Origin of the sequence: Pseudomonas sp. ES4, from assembly GCF_050586665.1 — a bacterium.
Lineage (GTDB): Bacteria > Pseudomonadota > Gammaproteobacteria > Pseudomonadales > Pseudomonadaceae > Aquipseudomonas > Aquipseudomonas frederiksbergensis.
The window spans coordinates 103,421-119,333 of sequence record NZ_JBOBDO010000002.1 but is presented as its reverse complement, the minus strand read 5'-3'; the positions used below and the strand labels follow the sequence as shown (position 1 = coordinate 119,333).

The 15,913-nt window shown below is 61.2% G+C and carries 16 protein-coding genes; 7 read left to right on the top strand and 9 right to left on the bottom strand.

The window, feature by feature from the left end:
* Nucleotides 1-27 precede the first annotated feature (27 nt).
* Nucleotides 28-657 (top strand): Vgb family protein, encoded by a 630-nt coding sequence (locus ACQ4OB_RS02690; protein ID WP_074877226.1) that lies wholly within the window; start codon nucleotides 28-30, stop codon nucleotides 655-657.
* A 16-nt stretch (nucleotides 658-673) separates the two neighbouring features.
* Here the strand turns inward: ACQ4OB_RS02690 and ACQ4OB_RS02685 are convergent, their stop codons facing one another.
* Nucleotides 674-1,534 (bottom strand): CAP domain-containing protein, encoded by an 861-nt coding sequence (locus tag ACQ4OB_RS02685; protein WP_430955071.1) that lies wholly within the window; start codon nucleotides 1,532-1,534, stop codon nucleotides 674-676.
* 198 nt (nucleotides 1,535-1,732) lie between these two features.
* On the bottom strand, nucleotides 1,733-2,623 hold the full coding sequence (locus ACQ4OB_RS02680; RefSeq protein WP_074877223.1) for a DMT family transporter: 891 nt from the start codon (nucleotides 2,621-2,623) through the stop codon (nucleotides 1,733-1,735).
* Between the two features lie 83 nt (nucleotides 2,624-2,706).
* Here ACQ4OB_RS02680 and ACQ4OB_RS02675 point away from each other — a divergent pair, with 83 nt between their 5' ends.
* The gene (locus ACQ4OB_RS02675; protein ID WP_430955070.1) at nucleotides 2,707-4,038 is read left to right on the top strand and encodes a PLP-dependent aminotransferase family protein; all 1,332 of its coding nucleotides are present in this window, start codon (nucleotides 2,707-2,709) and stop codon (nucleotides 4,036-4,038) included.
* Between the two features lie 54 nt (nucleotides 4,039-4,092).
* Here the strand turns inward: ACQ4OB_RS02675 and ACQ4OB_RS02670 are convergent, their stop codons facing one another.
* Nucleotides 4,093-4,881: an alpha/beta hydrolase gene (locus ACQ4OB_RS02670; RefSeq protein ID WP_430955069.1), complete on the bottom strand. Its 789-nt coding sequence runs from the start codon at nucleotides 4,879-4,881 to the stop codon at nucleotides 4,093-4,095.
* An 85-nt stretch (nucleotides 4,882-4,966) separates the two neighbouring features.
* Here ACQ4OB_RS02670 and ACQ4OB_RS02665 point away from each other — a divergent pair, with 85 nt between their 5' ends.
* The 3 genes from ACQ4OB_RS02665 to ACQ4OB_RS02655 all read left to right on the top strand — a co-directional run bounded on the left by ACQ4OB_RS02665 (nucleotide 4,967) and on the right by ACQ4OB_RS02655 (nucleotide 7,727).
* Nucleotides 4,967-6,253 (top strand): NTP/NDP exchange transporter, encoded by a 1,287-nt coding sequence (locus ACQ4OB_RS02665; protein ID WP_430955068.1) that lies wholly within the window; start codon nucleotides 4,967-4,969, stop codon nucleotides 6,251-6,253.
* The gene (locus ACQ4OB_RS02660; RefSeq protein WP_430955067.1) at nucleotides 6,240-7,184 is read left to right on the top strand and encodes an aldo/keto reductase; all 945 of its coding nucleotides are present in this window, start codon (nucleotides 6,240-6,242) and stop codon (nucleotides 7,182-7,184) included. Before ACQ4OB_RS02665 ends, ACQ4OB_RS02660 begins: the two co-directional genes overlap by 14 nt.
* A 171-nt stretch (nucleotides 7,185-7,355) precedes the next feature.
* Entirely contained in the window at nucleotides 7,356-7,727 is a 372-nt protein-coding gene (locus ACQ4OB_RS02655; protein ID WP_074877212.1) for a nuclear transport factor 2 family protein, read from the top strand.
* A gap of 45 nt (nucleotides 7,728-7,772) precedes the next feature.
* On the opposite strand, the gene ACQ4OB_RS02650 is transcribed toward ACQ4OB_RS02655, so the two are convergent.
* Nucleotides 7,773-9,164, bottom strand: coding sequence for an aldehyde dehydrogenase family protein (locus ACQ4OB_RS02650; protein WP_430955066.1), 1,392 nt, complete (start codon nucleotides 9,162-9,164; stop codon nucleotides 7,773-7,775).
* Between the two features lie 100 nt (nucleotides 9,165-9,264).
* On the opposite strand from ACQ4OB_RS02650, the gene ptrR reads away from it, so the two are divergent.
* Nucleotides 9,265-10,149, top strand: a complete 885-nt coding sequence (gene ptrR, locus ACQ4OB_RS02645) for a putrescine utilization regulator PtrR (protein ID WP_046046804.1) — start codon at nucleotides 9,265-9,267, stop codon at nucleotides 10,147-10,149.
* A gap of 13 nt (nucleotides 10,150-10,162) precedes the next feature.
* Here ptrR and ACQ4OB_RS02640 read toward each other — a convergent pair whose 3' ends face one another.
* The 3 genes from ACQ4OB_RS02640 to ACQ4OB_RS02630 all read right to left on the bottom strand — a co-directional run bounded on the left by ACQ4OB_RS02640 (nucleotide 10,163) and on the right by ACQ4OB_RS02630 (nucleotide 11,748).
* Complete coding sequence (locus ACQ4OB_RS02640) at nucleotides 10,163-10,624, bottom strand: MarR family winged helix-turn-helix transcriptional regulator (protein ID WP_074877208.1); 462 nt, start codon at nucleotides 10,622-10,624, stop codon at nucleotides 10,163-10,165.
* Nucleotides 10,625-10,757: 133 nt separating this feature from the next.
* On the bottom strand, nucleotides 10,758-11,198 hold the full coding sequence (locus tag ACQ4OB_RS02635) for an Ohr family peroxiredoxin (RefSeq protein WP_074877206.1): 441 nt from the start codon (nucleotides 11,196-11,198) through the stop codon (nucleotides 10,758-10,760).
* A gap of 97 nt (nucleotides 11,199-11,295) precedes the next feature.
* On the bottom strand, nucleotides 11,296-11,748 hold the full coding sequence (locus ACQ4OB_RS02630; protein ID WP_074877204.1) for an Ohr family peroxiredoxin: 453 nt from the start codon (nucleotides 11,746-11,748) through the stop codon (nucleotides 11,296-11,298).
* Nucleotides 11,749-11,984: 236 nt separating this feature from the next.
* On the opposite strand from ACQ4OB_RS02630, the gene ACQ4OB_RS02625 reads away from it, so the two are divergent.
* On the top strand, nucleotides 11,985-12,992 hold the full coding sequence (locus ACQ4OB_RS02625; RefSeq protein ID WP_430955185.1) for an Ldh family oxidoreductase: 1,008 nt from the start codon (nucleotides 11,985-11,987) through the stop codon (nucleotides 12,990-12,992).
* Between the two features lie 277 nt (nucleotides 12,993-13,269).
* Here the strand turns inward: ACQ4OB_RS02625 and ACQ4OB_RS02620 are convergent, their stop codons facing one another.
* On the bottom strand, nucleotides 13,270-14,850 hold the full coding sequence (locus tag ACQ4OB_RS02620) for an aldehyde dehydrogenase (NADP(+)) (protein WP_430955065.1): 1,581 nt from the start codon (nucleotides 14,848-14,850) through the stop codon (nucleotides 13,270-13,272).
* A gap of 113 nt (nucleotides 14,851-14,963) precedes the next feature.
* Complete coding sequence (locus tag ACQ4OB_RS02615) at nucleotides 14,964-15,881, bottom strand: dihydrodipicolinate synthase family protein (RefSeq protein ID WP_059402454.1); 918 nt, start codon at nucleotides 15,879-15,881, stop codon at nucleotides 14,964-14,966.
* Between the last annotated feature and the right edge of the window lie 32 nt (nucleotides 15,882-15,913).

Below are 15,913 nucleotides of genomic sequence, written 5' to 3'. Positions count from 1 at the left end.
CACACACCCGTAACGAGGAATGCCAACATGAAACAGTCAGCAGCTCAAATCCTCCGTGAATATGGACCCTTTGCCGGTGTCGACAAGGTGCATGGCGTCACTTGGGACGGTCAGCACGTGTGGTTTGCCACCGGCGACAAACTCAATGCCCTGGACCCGGCGAGCGGCAAGACACTGCGTTCAATCGATGTCGCCGCCCATGCCGGCACCGCCTTCGACGGCCAGCACCTGTTCCAGATCGCCGAGAATCGCATTCAGAAAATTGACCCGCAGACCGGCCGTGTACTCGCGACAATCCCGGCGCCTGGCGAGAGTGACTCAGGGCTGACGTGGGCGGAGGGAACGTTGTGGGTCGGCGAATATCGGGATCGCAAGATCCATCAGATCGATCCCGAGACCGGCGCGATTTTGCGCACCCTTGAATCCAACCGCTTTGTCACTGGGGTGACCTGGGTCGAGGGCCAGCTGTGGCATGGCACCTGGGAAGAAGACGAGAGTGAGTTACGCCATATCGATTCGACCACTGGCGAGGTGCTGGAGAGTGTGAAGTTGCCGGCCGGCGTCGGGGTGTCGGGGCTTGAATCGGATGGCGGCGATCAGTTTTTCTGCGGCGGCGGAGGCAGTGCAAAGGTGAGGGCGGTGCGGCGCCCTAAATAAGACGCCGCGCAATCACTCAAGGCGCGCCAAACAGCATCGTCCAATAAACGCCTCGATCACTGCGTGCGTCAGTGGCATAGGCTGCACCCATCTGAGTAAACATCGGGTTCATCAGGTTGGCGCAATGCCCGGGGCTGGCCAGCCAGCTCGACATTGCCTTGCTCGGTGAGCCCTGGCCGGCGGCGATGTTCTCGCCGATCTGCCGGCCACGGAAACCTGCGGCTCTGGCCCGGTCCGCGGGCATGTCACCGTCGGGGTCCTTGTGGGCGAAGTAGTTGCCGTAGGCCATCGCTTTGCTGTGCCCTTGCGCCGCCGTGCCCAAGGCTGCGTTCCAGGCCAATGGTCGTGCGGCGGCGAAGCGCTGACGACCGCAAAGGCGCGGTTTTGAACGTGCCGCATTGACCTGGGCCAGCAACGCTTTGCTGACGGCTCGCGTATCACCCGCGCGACTGTCCAGCACGGGCTGCGCCAGCACCACCTGCCACTCACTCCGGGCGCGGCTGACGCCAATGTCGGCATATTGAGTATCGAGCAATGCCCCGCAGTAATCGCTCTGGAGCATGTCGAAGGCCTCATCGGCATCCTGCGCACCGACCACGCGAATCGTGCGCACGGTCACCGCCTGATAGCCCGATGCCTTCAATCGATCGCGCAAACCGCCGCCATAGCCGATCGGTAAGGCCAGGTTCGACTTCAATGCCAGCGGCGTTAACGCTCGCCCCGCGCGCCCCAAGCAGCGATCGGGATGAGCGCGGTAGTCGTTGATGGCTTCCACCAACTGCCTTTCGGCACCGGCGTGGGCGGGGTTGGCGAACAGGGAAAGCAAAGGAATGAAACAGAGCGAGGCAACGCGAAAAGACAGGCGGGGTTGGCGCATGGATGAATAGCTCTGAGCGGGCAAGTGGAATTCACGGCTCGGCTATGACTGGCACTTCAATACAAGGTTCACGGACGAAAGAGACATATTTGCGCTGGGATCAGCGCGTCCGCCAATGAGCAGTCGCTGGCCAGCGGGCTAAAGAAGAATGCCAGCGCGCCAGTGGCGGAAACTGGCAGCAACGCTTGTCGCGCTCACTCACTTCGAAAACTTTCGTGCCCCGGCCACGCAAAGGATCACCGCGACGGTAACCCCCAGCATGCCGATGCTGACGTGCTCGTGAAGCAGCGTGGCCGCCAGCGCCAAACCAAAAAACGGCTGCAGCAGTTGCAACTGGCCGACGGCGGCAATCCCCCCTTGGGCCAGCCCGCGGTACCAGAACACAAAACCGATCAGCATGCTGAAGATCGATACGTACGCCAGGCTGAACCACGCCGACGTAGAAATTCCCGAGAACGAAGCCGGAGCCATGAACCAGGTCAGCGGGACCATGACGGGCAGCGACAGCAGCAGCGCCCAGGAAATCACCTGCCAGCCGCCCAGGGTTCTTGAAAGCTTCGCCCCTTCGGCATAACCCAGCCCGCAGGCGAGGATGGCCAGCAGCATGAGGATGTCGCCGGTCGGCGAAGCGGTCAGGCCCTGAGAGAGCGCAAACCCCACCACCAACGTGCTGCCCAGCACCGAGAAAAACCAGAACACCGGCCGTGGTCGTTCCCCGCCGCGCAACACACCAAACACCGCAGTGGCGAGCGGTAACAAACCAACGAAGACGATAGAATGCGCCGACGTCACGTACTGCAACGCCAACGCCGTCAGCAGCGGAAACCCCACCACAACGCCCATTGCCACGATCGCCAAAGGCATAAGCTGATGCTTGGCGGGGCGTTTTTCTTTAAACAGCACCAGCATGCAAAGCGCCAGGAGCCCGGCAATCGCCGCTCGGGCAACGGTCAGGAACACCGGGTCGAATTCCAGCACGGCCAACCGGGTGGCCGGCAGCGAGCCGCTGAAAATCAGCACGCCGATGAACCCGTTGAGCCATCCGCTCGCGGTCTTTTCCGTCATTGGGTTTTGCAGGGTCCGTTCCATTTCAAGGCACTCTGAATTTGCAGAGATCCATCGTATGAGCGACGATCACTACAATCAAAAAATTGTCATGGATACATCTCGACATGCCTCGCTCACGATACAAGTCATTAGTGGATGCTTTGGCGGCTGACATCCGCTCAGGCCGATTGTTGCCGGGCACGCGTTTGCCGACGCATCGGCAATTGGCGGCGAAAGAAGGGCTGGCGCTGGTAACCGCCAGTCGCGTCTATGCAGAGCTCGAAGCCATGGGGCTGGTCAGCGGCGAGACAGGGCGAGGCACGTTCGTGCGGGAAACGTCGTTGCCGCCGGGCTTGGGCATCGACCAGAAAAGCGTGGCCGTGGGCATGACCGACCTCAACTTTAACTATCCGTCCCTGCCAGGGCAGGCAGAACTCTTGCGAAATGCGCTGCGTCAGCTCGCCTCGGGCGGTGATCTGGAATCCCTGTTGCGCTACCAGCCACACGCCGGGCGCCTGCATGAGCGCGCCTCGGTGGCGCGTCATCTGCTCGCCCGAGGCCTGACGGTGGAGGCCGAGCAAGTGTTGATGGTCAGTGGCGCCCAGCATGGGCTGGCCGTGACGATGATGGCGCTGCTGCAACCCGGTGATGTGATTGCAGCGGATGCACTGACCTATTCAGGCTTCATCGTGCTGGCCGAAGCCTTGCACCTTGAAATCGTGCCTATTCCCGTGACCGAACAAGGACCTGATCTGGAGGCGCTGGACAGCCTGTGCCGGAATCGCCGCGTGCGGGCGGTGTACTCGATGCCGACGCTGCACAATCCACTGGGGTGGGTCATGAGTGCCCATCAGCGCGATTTGCTGGTGACCATCGCGCGCAAGCATGACTTGCTGATCATCGAGGACGCCGCCTATGCCTTCCTTGCCGAGAACCCGCCGGCACCGATAGCGCAACTCGCCCCCGAACGGACCGTCTACGTTTCAGGGCTTTCCAAGAGTGTGGCCACTGGGCTGCGTGTAGGTTTCGTCGCCGCCCCGATCGAAAAAGTGCCCGCGCTGGAGCGCACGATCAGGGCGACCACCTGGAATACCCCAGGCGTGCTGACGGCCATCGCGAGCACGTGGCTCGACGATGGCACCGTCATGCAACTGGAAGCGGAAAAACGCCAGGATGCGCAGGCCAGGCAAATCATGGCCGCAGAAGTGCTGGCGGGCCTTCCATGTATTCGCCACCCGTCGTCGTATTTTCTTTGGCTGCCTTTGTCTGAAGATGCGAGGGCCGACCAGATCGCCGCGGCCTTGCTGCGGGAAAAAGTCGCGATTTCAACCGCTGAGCCGTTTGCCACTTCTGCCCATGTACCGCATGCGATTCGCCTGGCGCTGGGGTCGGCTGAGATGGGCGCACTGCGGGAGGCGCTGGAAAAAGTGAAGTGGGTGATTGGGGCTTATTCTTAGCCCGAAGTCGCCCGTCGCCACCTGTTTTGAAAAGTACAGTCCGCTACTGGCCACTCACAACCCATCGCCCAGCACCTTGAGGTACTCGGGGCTGTCGGATATCGAGTTGTGCCCGGTACCCGGTATGACTTTCAGCGTTGCCACCCCTTTGGCGAAATGTGTGAAGAGCCGCTCGGTGCTGGAACGCGGTATCACTTCGTCGTGCTCCGCCGCGATCAACAGCGTCGGCACCGTGATGTGGGTGGCGTACTTCCAGGATGCAAAGGTGTCCTTGAGCAACCACTTCACCGGGAAAATGGGGAATTGTCGCGCAGCGAGTTCTTCAACACTGTTGTAGGGCGTGATCAGCAACAGACGCGCCGCCGGGCGTTGGCTGGCGAGGCGTACGGCGACCCCCGAGCCCAGGCTGCGACCGACCACCGTAATGTGCGGATGGGTGGCGTAGACCAAGTCAAACAAGGTCAGGGCGTCGCGCGAAATCATCTCCTCGGAAGGCGATCCGGAACTGCCGCCGTAGCCTCGGTAGTGCATCAAGTAGACGGCGTGATCGGCAAAGGCTTCGGAAAACGAAGGCAGGCTTCGGGAGACGTCCTCGGCATTTCCGCCGAAATAGATCAATGCTTTGGCCCCCTCGTGCGGCCTGACGGACACCAGCACCTGCGCGTCGTCGACCGACAGCGTGAGCAGCGTTGCCGAGGTGCCGATGGCGCGGGGTTGCGGGAAGTAAATGAGTGCGCGCTGGAACACGAACAGCGCAGCGCAGAGCGCCAGGTAAACGACGGCGATGATGACGACGATTGACACCAGGATTCGTGGCATTCGGCTAACTTTAGTGGGCGGCATTGACGGCTCTGGCCGAAAGACGGCGATCGCTTGATTGCTGTCAGAGTGTAGTAGACCGCTTGCGCGACGCACCGGGAGGGCTCCAATGCCCATCGCTGTGAAATGGCTCAACGTCCTGCCGTCGGAAAGAGCGGCGCTGAGGCTGGGTTTCGCCTTCCATTTCTGCGTGCTGGCCAGCTATTACCTGGTGCGACCGCTGCGCGATGCCTTGGGCCTGGAAGGCGGCGCCGACAAGTTGCAGTGGCTGTTCACGGCGACCTTCGTGGTGATGCTATTGATGGTGCCGTTGTTTGGCGCATTGGTTTCGCGGTTGCCGGCCACTCGTTTCGTGCCGTTGATCTATCGGTTGATCGCTTTGTCTATGCTGGTGTTTGGCGTGTTGATTGCCAACCACGTTGCGCCGGTGGCGGTCGGCCGGGTGTTTTTCGTCTGGATCAGCATCTACAACCTGTTCATCGTCTCCATCTTCTGGAGCGTGTTGGTGGATCGGTTTTCCAGCGAACAAGGGCGGCGGCTGTTCGGCTTCGTCGCGGCCGGAGGAACGCTGGGCACTTTCATCGGGCCTTTGTTGGCGGCGACCATGGCCACCCGGTTCGGCCCGGTGGCATTGACCCTCGCCGCCGCAGTGCTGCTGGAAGTTGCGGTGCGCTGCTACGGGGCGCTGCTGTCCCGTACCGAAGCGCAATCCGGCCGTCGGTCGCTGGAGGACCGGCGCATGGGCGGCGGCATGCTCGCCGGCATCACCCTGATTCTGCGCTCGCCGTATCTGCTGGGGCTGGTGCTGTTCATGCTGTTGCACACCAGCGCAGCGACCTTGTTGTATTTCGAACAGGGACGAATTGTCGCTGGTAGCTATGCTGATGTGGCCAGCCGGACGCAATTCTTCGCCGTCGTCGATTTGATCGTGTCGGCGCTGACGTTGGTCTTTCAGTTGCTGTTGACGGCGCCGTTGATCCGCTTGATTGGCATCGGCGGGGCGCTGGCAGCCTTGCCATTGGCGACGATCGTGGCGTTCGCTGCCATGGCCCTGGCGCCCGTGCCGGCAACCGTGGCGCTGGCGCAGGGGCTGCGCCGTGCGGTCGAGTTCGCCATCGTGCGGCCAGCGCGGGAAGTGCTGTGGACCGTGGTCAGCCGGGAAGAAAAGTACAAGGCCAAGAATGTGATCGAGACCTTGGTGTATCGCGGTGGAGATGCCGCCAGTGGCTGGTTGTCCGCCGGGTTGACGGCGCTGGGAGCGGGTTTCGGTCTGGTGGCGCTGGTGATCGTGCCGTTTGCCGGGTTGTGGGGCGGGTTATGCGTGTGGCTGGCCAGGCAGCAGGCGCAAAGGGCTGACAGCAAAAATGTGGAAGGACAATTCCATGAGCCACACTGATGGGTACTCGCGTCGAAAAATACTCACACTGGCTGCCGGTGCTTCGGCGGTTTTCACCTTCGATCCAGCGTTTGCAGCATCCACGCCGTCGACCGAAACAGGAGGCAAGAACATGCTGACCCGGGCCATTCCATCCAGCGCCGAACTCCTACCGATTGTCGGGTTGGGCACGTATCGCGGCTTTGATGTCGAGCCTTCAAGTCCGGACTACAAGCAACTGCCTGCGGTGCTGCGCGCGTTGTTCGAGAAGGGCGGGAAGGTGATCGACAGTTCGCCCATGTACGGCCGCGCCGAGCAGACCACCGGTGAACTGTTGTCGGTGCATGAGCCGCGCTCGCCGGCCTTCCTGGCCACCAAGGTGTGGACCCGTGGCCGCGAAGAAGGCATCGCGCAGATGGAACAGTCCTTCAAACTGTTGCAGACCGACCGGATCGACCTGATGCAGATTCACAACCTGCTGGACTGGAAAACCCATTTGCCTACGCTGCGTAAATGGAAGGAAGAAGGGCGCATTCGTTACATCGGCATCACTCATTACACGGCGTCGGCGTATGACGAGGTGGAAGCGGTGCTCAAGGCCGAGCCGTTGGACTTTTTGCAGATCAACTATGCCCTGGACGATCGCGGCGTCGAGAAACGTATCTTGCCGCTGTGTCGCGAGCGGGGCGTGGCGGTGATCTGCAATCGTCCCTTCGGCGGCGGTGATTTGCTCGCCCGTTTGAAGGGCAAACCACTACCGGGTTGGGCCGCGCAAGTGGGGGTCAACAGCTGGGCGCAACTGGCGCTCAAGTTCCTGCTGACGCATTCGGCGGTGACCTGCGTGATCCCCGGCACCGGCAACCCGCGTTACATGGCGGAAAATGCCGGTGCCGGTTTCGGTCCGATGCTGACGGGGGCGCAGCGCGAGCAGTTGATTGATGTGGTGGGTTAGGCAAATTGTCGAAGCTTGTCAGGTATTGTCCGAAGGCTATCTGCCATGGCCCCCCAACATCATAGTCGCCGTCCGGGAGGGTTAAGCGCGCGGTGCTAGACTTTCAGGGTGGAATAGACGATCGAACAACCTGATCCGGCGGTGCGAGGACGAGAACGCTGGAGGTATGACATGACGACTCAATCGCTGGCTAAAGAACACATCAACGTGGTGGTCCGCAATTATGTGGAAGGCATGGTGTTCGCCGATGAAGCGTTGCTGCGACAAGCCTTTCATCCTTCTTGCCGCATCATCGGCCATTACGAAGACAAGCTTGAATGGTTAACCCTGGAGGAATTTATCGGCGCGATCAAGGCCGAAGGGCCGGCACCCAAAGAGGTCAAACCGTTTTGGGAAGTGCAAAGCATCGATATCACGGGCGATGCCGCCGCGGTAAAAGTCATTGATGAATATCTCGGCATGCGATTTACCGATTACCTGTCGCTACTGAACATCAACTATCGCTGGATGATTGTGAACAAGCTGTATTACCTGAACGAATAGCGCGCGAGCCCGGGAGCCCAAAGGCTCCCGGGTTTCGTTATGCAATCAGCGCCGATCCAGCCACACCGTCTGGGCATTGCAGAATTCGCGCACACCGAAATGCGAGAGCTCACGGCCAAACCCGCTTTTCTTCACGCCGCCAAAGGTAACGCGCGGATCGGAGGCGCAATAGCCATTGATGAACACACCACCGGTTTCCAGTTCATCGGCCATCTGCTCGGCAAGCTCGACGTTGCGTGTGTAGATGGTTGAAGCGAGGCCGAACTCACTGTCATTCGCCAGTGCCAGAGCATGGGCCGCATCGCGTGCCGTGATGATCGAGGCCACCGGGCCAAACAGCTCCTGTTTGAACGAGGTCATCTGGTCGGTGACATCACCGAAGACCGTGGGCTCGTAAAAGTTGCCAGGGCCTTCAGCCTTCTTGCCGCCCATCAACAGCGTCGCGCCTTCTTCCAGGGTGTCGCGCACCTGTTGATCCAGTTCATCACACAGATCAAAGCGAGCCATCGGACCGATGTAAGTGTCTGCGGCCAGTGGATCGCCGACCACCAGTTTTCGCGTGGCTTCGACGAACTTGCGCGTGAATTCCTCGACGATGCCTTGCTCGACAATCAAGCGTTTGGCCGCCGCGCAAACTTGCCCGGTGTTCTGGTAGCGGCCAATCACGGCGGCTTTGACCGCTTCGTCGAGGTCGGCATCATTAAGGACGATGAACGGATCGGACCCGCCCAGTTCCAGTACGCACTTCTTCAATGCAGCGCCGGCCTGCGCGCCGATGGCCATGCCGGCTCGCACACTGCCGGTGAGGGTGACTGCCGCGATGCGCGGGTCGGCGATCGCGGTGGAGACGCCGTCCGGCGTGACATTGATGACCTCGAAGACACCTTCAGGGAAGTCGGCCTGCTTGAAGGCCTCATGCAACAGATAGGCGCTGCCCATCACGTTGGGCGCATGTTTGAGCACGTAGGTGTTGCCGGCGATCAACGCTGGAACGGCGCCGCGCAGGACCTGCCAGATCGGGAAGTTCCACGGCATCACGGCGAGAATCGGGCCGAGCGGGCGGTATTCAATGCGCGCCTTGCCGCCTTCCACCAACGTCGGTTCCGCGCTCAGCATCGCCGGGCCGTGTTCGGCGTACCACTCGCAGAGCTGCGCGCATTTTTCGATTTCGCCGCGCGCCTGAGTGATCGGCTTGCCCATTTCCAGGGTGATCATGTTGGCCATCGCGGCGGCGTTGCCGCGCAATGCTCCAGCCAGGGCGATCAACAACTGCGAGCGTTGATCAACCGGTTTGCTGCGCCAGGCGCGGAACCCGGCAGCGGCGCGGGACAGGGCGGCATCCAGTGCCGATGCGGATTCGAAAGGGTAGTGGCCGATCTGCTCGCCGTTGGCGGGGTTGATCGAAATGGCATGGGTGAGGCTGGAAACTTGGGTCATGGCACCGTCCTGCGAGGTGGGGATGCGCTCAGGTTACGGTGGCGATTGTTTTCTGGAAACTGAATAATACTGAGCATAACGTTCACGTTTGGAGAATGACTTGGATCTGGTACAGCTGGAAATTTTCAAAGCCGTCGCCGAGCACGGCAGCATCAGCGCGGCGGCTCAGCACATCCACCGGGTGCCGTCGAACCTGACGACGCGGATCAAGCAGCTGGAGCTGGATCTGGGCGTGGACCTGTTTATCCGCGAGAAGAGTCGCCTGCGCCTGTCGCCGGCCGGCTGGAGTTTCCTCGACTATGCCCGGCGCATTCTCGATCTGGTCCAGGAGGCTCGCGCGACCGTGGCGGGCGAAGAACCGCAGGGATCGTTTCCGCTGGGGTCACTGGAGAGCACCGCTGCGGTGCGTATCCCTGAGCTATTGGCTGCGTATAACCAGAAGCACGCCAAGGTCGAGCTGGACCTGTCCACCGGACCTTCGGGGACCATGATCGACGGCGTGTTGTCGGGACGACTGGCGGCCGCGTTTGTCGACGGGCCGGTGCTGCACCCGGCATTGGAGGGCGTGCCGGCGTTCGAGGAAGAAATGGTGGTGATCGCACCGCTCAACCATTCCCCGATCCATCGTGCGCGAGACGTCAATGGCGAAAACATCTATGCCTTTCGCTCCAATTGCTCCTATCGACACCACTTCGAAAGCTGGTTCGCCAAGGACGCGGCGGTGCCCGGCAAGATTTTCGAAATGGAGTCCTACCACGGCATGCTGGCGTGCGTCAGCGCCGGTGCTGGCCTGGCGCTGATGCCCCGCAGCATGCTCAACAGCATGCCCGGATGCACCACGGTGAGCGTCTGGCCGCTATCGGAATCGTTCCGCTATTTGCGCACCTGGCTGGTGTGGCGCCGGGGGACGGTGTCGCAAAGCCTGACCATGTTTGTGCGCTTGCTGGAGGAGCGCGGGGTGGTGCGGGATGAAGCTGTGCGCTAGTGCACACGCCGGCTCATTCCCCGGCTTTCGTCGACTTGATCAGATTGCCGCGCAACTTCACGATCGCCTTCTGCAGGAGCGCGAACTCGTCGAGCGTCAGGCCTGTCGCGTCGGCGAGGCCCATTTCCGGTTGGCTTTCGCGCAGCTGTCGACCGTTCTTCGTCAGGCTGATGCGCACCTGGCGCTCGTCCTCGGGATCGCGCTGCCTTTGCAAAAAGCCCATCGCTTCCAGCTTCTTCAGGATCGGGGTCAGCGTGTTCGATTCCAGAAACAGCTTCTCGCCCAGGCTGCCGACGGTCTGATGGTCTTCCTCCCATAGCGCGACGATGGTGATGTATTGCGTATAGGTCAGCCCAAGCTGCTCGAGTATTGGCTTGTACGCCTTGCCGAAGGCCAGGTTGGTGGAATAGACCGCAAAACACAGAAATTCGGAAAGCTTCAGGTTGTCGGGGACGACGTTGTCGGTGGGTTTCATGTACATCCTCGTTGGCCAAAGACGAATGGCTCGCAAAAAAGTGAAATATAACTCGTGTGCGATAGTATCGGCATGACTCTAACTGAGGTAGCAACCGGTTCGACGGCGAAAGTCGAACCGGTCGTACGTTGCATCACGCGGTCAGGGCGTTGATGACCACGTTGATATTGCCGCGCGTTGCCTTCGAGTACGGGCAGATTTGGTCGGCGGCGTGCGCCAGCTCCGTCGCGACATCTTGCGTCAAGCCTGGCACGCGAAGGGTCAGCCGGGCCTGGAGGAAGTAGGCCGGGCCGGTTTGGCCCAGATCGACCTCAATATCGATGGCCAGATTGGGCGGCAGTGTCACCTGCATATTTTTCGCCGCCAGTTCGACGGCAGCGGTGTAGCAGGCCGACCATGCGCCGGCGAAAAACTGCTCTGCAGTGGGGTGCGGCACAATGGCGGCGAACTCGTGTGCCAGCCGAGGGTTTCCAGGCGACGAGAGCTGCATGGCGAGGCCGCGGGAAGAGTTGTTACCGTCGCTGAATGTGGTGTGGGTTTTGCCTGTAGCCAGGACTTTTTCAATCTTGTTCATGGTTGTGTCCTCAATATTTGGTAGGGGTTGTGATTCGTATGCGCATAAAGCGTATGCGATATATATGGCGCACTTGAATGCCGATCGAAGCGGTGCGTCAAGCCGTGAGGACGTTCAGGGCCACGTCAATGTTACCCCGCGTCGCTTTTGAGTACGGGCAGATTTGATCGGCGGTGTGCGCCAGTCTCGTGGCGATATCGTGGGACAAACCCGGCACCCGCAGGGTCAATCGAGCCTGTAGGAAATAGGCTGGACCGGTCTGACCCAGATCGACTTCGATGTCGACAGACAGATCAGACGGCAGCACCACGTTCATCTCACCGGCCACCAGCCCGACGGCGGCGGTGTAGCAGGCCGACCAGGCGCCGGCGAACAGTTGCTCGGCAGTCGGGTGCGGCTGGGTGGCTGCGAACACGTGGGCGGGCTTGGCGATGCCGGGTGTCGACAAGGTGATGTCGAGGCTGCCGTCATGGCCGCGCGAGGTAGTGCCAGCGTGGCTGACGGTGGTGTGGGTTTTGCCGGTGGCCAGTACTTTTTCGATCTTGCTCATGGAATGAATCCTCAATGTTTCAATAGGTGCGGCTTGTGTGTCGTATACGATTGTATCGTATGCGATTGAAATAATACTCGCGCAGAGCTCAATCAGTGTCAAGGGGCGGTGGCAGGTCCAGCCGACGAATGGCTTATTGGCGGGATATGCCGAATTCGTCGTCGACCGGGCTTAAAGCGATCAAGCCGTGGCGTCAGGAATGGGCCAGTCTGGACGGTCTGACCAAGGAGTTGATGATGAAACGACTGTCCCTTGCCGAAGCTCGCGAGCTGGCCGAATCGATCTTGCTGCACAATGGTTTTAACCTTGCCCACGCTCAGGCGGTGGCCGCCACGGTGATTGCCGGCGAGCGCGATGGCTGCGCCTCCCACGGTTTGTATCGGGTATTGGGCTGTGTGAATTCGCTGAGGGCCGGCAAGGTGGTGGCCGATGCCGAGCCACGGGTGATCGATCAGGCACCTTCGATTGTGCGGGTTGATGCGGCGGGTGGTTTCTCCCAATTGGCATTTCAGGCGGGGCTGCCATTGCTGGAGGAGAAAACCCGGGCAAACGGGATTGCAGCGCTGGCGATCAATCGCTGTGTGCATTTTTCTGCCTTGTGGGTCGAGATCGAGCAGCTCACTGCTGCCGGCCTCGTAGCGCTGGCGTGTAATCCCAGCCATGCCTGGGTCGCGCCGGCGGGGGGCAGTCAGCCGGTGTTCGGCACTAATCCCATTGCGTTTGGCTGGCCGCGTTCGGGCAAGGATCCGTTTGTGTTCGACTTCGCCACCAGTGCGATTGCCCGTGGCGAGATCGAGTTGCATCGACGTGCCGGCAAAGCGATTCCCGAAGGTTGGGGCGTCGATGCAGACGGGCAGCCGAGTACTGATGCGAACGTGGTACTCGATGCGGGCGCGATGCTGACGTTCGGTGGGCACAAGGGTTCGGCGCTGGCCGCCATGGTGGAATTGATCGCCGGGCCGTTGATTGGTGACCTGACCAGTGCCGAATCGTTGGCGTACGACGCGGGCAGCAAATCGTCGCCGTACCACGGCGAGCTGATCATCGCCCTCGATCCGCGACGCTTTCTCGGCGAGGCCACCGAGCAGCATCTGGCCCGTGCCGAAGTGATGTTCCAGAGCATACAAGGGCAGGGCGCGCGCTTGCCGTCGCAACGGCGTTACGAGGCGAGAGCGCGCAGCCTGGTGGAGGGCGTGCAGATTCCCGAAGCCTTGTACAACGACTTGAAAGCCCTGCTGGATTGAAGAAACGGAGGGCAACCAACCCCCCTGTGGGAGTGAGCCTGTTCGCGATGGCGGCGGTACATTCAGCACTGCTGCCAACTGACCCACCGCTATCGCGAGCAGGCTCACTCCCACAGGGGATTGGTAGTGACACAACAATCAAGGACCGCCGCAGGTCAAACTGTGGGAGCGAGCCTGCTCGCGATGACGGCGGCACATTCAACACTGCTGCAAGCTGACCCACCGCTATCGCGAGCAGGCTCACTCCTACAGGAGGTCGCTACTCGATTGAGTGGTTTTACAGCGGTTCGCGGTGGCTATTGCCATCGACCAGACGGGCAATGCCCAGCGGATTGGCATTTTTCAGCGCGTCGGGCAAGAGCTCATCCGGGCAGTTCTGATAGCACACCGGACGCAGGAAACGCTCGATGGCCAGGCTGCCGACCGAGGTGCCACGGGCATCGGAGGTGGCCGGGTAAGGGCCGCCATGCACCATTGCATCGCAGACTTCGACGCCGGTCGGGTAGCCGTTGAACAGCACCCGGCCGACTTTCTGTTCAAGCAACGGCAGCAGTTCGCCATGGGTTTGCAAGTCACCGGCTTCGGCAATCAGAGTGGCCGTGAGTTGACCGTGCAAACTCTGCAATGCCCGTTGCAGTTCGGCCTTGTCGGCCACTTCTACCAACACGGTAGTCGGCCCGAAAACTTCTTCCTGCAACAGCGGATCGCCACTGAGCAACAGGCTGACGTCGGCCTTGAACAGCTGCGGCTGGGCCTGCTTGCCCTGTTGTTCGCGGCCAGCGAGGTGGCTGATGTGCGGATGCGCGTGCAGTGCCTGCACGCCCTTGACGTAGCTGGTTAACGTCCCGGCATTGAGCATGGTTTGCCCCGGCTGGTCGGCCATTGCCGCACTGAGTGATTCAACAAATGCGCTGAACTCGGGGGAGCGAATGCCGATTACCAAGCCGGGATTGGTGCAGAACTGGCCGCAACCGAGCACCACTGACGCGGCGAGTTCACTGGCGATTTTCTCGCCCCTCAGTCGCAGGGCTTCGGGCAGCACCAGCACCGGATTGATGCTGCTCATTTCGGCGAACACCGGAATCGGCTGAGGCCGTGCGGCGGCCATGTCGCAGAGGGCGCGTCCACCCTTGAGTGAACCGGTAAAACCCACTGCCTGGATCGCCGGATGCTTGACCAACGCTTCGCCGACACCCGCGCCGTAGATCATGTTGAACACACCCTTGGGCATGCCGGCTTGCTCGGCGGCGCGCAGGATCGCATCGGCCACGAGTTCAGCAGTCGCCATATGCCCACTGTGGGCCTTGAACACCACTGGACAACCGGCGGCCAGGGCGGCAGCGGTGTCGCCACCGGCGGTGGAGAACGCCAACGGGAAATTGCTCGCACCGAACACCGCGACCGGACCGACGCCGATCCGGTACTGACGCAAATCCACACGTGGCAGCGGCTGACGGTCGGGCAAGGCGCGGTCGATACGCGCACCGTAGAAATCGCCACGGCGCAGGACCTGAGCGAACAAGCGCATCTGACCGCTGGTGCGGCCGCGCTCACCCTGAATGCGCCCGGTCGGCAGCGCCGTCTCACGGGTGACCAGGGCAACGAACTCATCGTCCAGCGCATCCAGTTGCGCGGCGATAGCCTCGAGGAATTCTGCGCGGCGGCTCGCCGGCAAATTGCGAAAGGCCGGGTAGGCTGCCGCCGCGGACTGGGCAGCGGCGTCCACTTCCTCAACGGTGGCTTGCGTGAACGAGTAGGGCAGCGCTTCACCGGTGCTGGCGTCATGGCTTTGCACGGTGATGTTGCCGACGGCACTGCGTGCGCCGCCGATGTAGTTGTGGCCGATGATGTGGGGCATGGAAAACTCCCGTCGAAATGGGGGCAAAGGGAAAGGCGCGCCGGACACAAAACTGTGGCGAGGGATGGTGGGGCCGGCGCTGCGATCCGCGATGGCCCCCGCCCGGCAATCACTCAGAGACCGACGTCCGGCAGTTCCGGACGATTGGCCAGGGCCTTGGCCATGATCTGCTCGACGAAAACCCGATCGGCTTCCGGCAGGGCCAGGCGTGGAGGGCGAGTCAGGGCGCTGCCGCGACCGGCGATGGCTTCGCACAGCTTGATGCACTGCACCAGGTCGGCACGGGCGTCGAGGTGCAGGATCGGCATCAGCCATTCGTAGATCGGCATGGCTTCGGCGAAGCGACCGGCCTTGGCCAGGCGGAAAATGGTTTCGCCTTCTTTCGGGAACACGTTGGACATGCCCGAGACCCAGCCTTCGGCCCCCACGGCGATGCTTTCCAGCACCACGTCATCAAGGCCGGCGAACAGTACAAAACGGTCGCCCACTTCATTGCGCACGTCGATAAAACGACGGGTATCACCGGAGGAATCCTTGAAGCACACCACGTTGTCGCAATCGGCCAGGGAAATCAGGATGTCCGGGGTCACGTCGTTTTTGTAGATCGGCGGGTTGTTGTAAACCATCAGCGGTACGTCGGCGTTTTTCGCCACGTAGCGGTAGTGCTCGGCGGTCTCGAACGGCTTGGAACCGTAGACCAGCGCCGGCATCAGCATGACGCCGTCGACGCCGACCCGGCGCACTGCGTTGGCCACCTTGGCCGCTTGAATGCTGGTGAATTCGGCCACACCGCAAATCACCGGCACGCGACCACGGGAAGCGTCGACCGCGACTTCGGTCACGGCGATTTTTTCTTCGGCGCTCAGCGAGGTGTTTTCCCCCACCGAACCACACACCACCAGGCCCGACACGCCGTCACGGATCACGTTGGAAATCACCTGATGGGTTTTTTCCAGGTTGATGGAGAAGTCGTCGTTGAATTGAGTGGTCACCGCGGGGAAAACACCACTCCAGTTAATGCGCTTGCTCATTGTTGCCTCCGGTTTGTTAATTGTATTTCGTA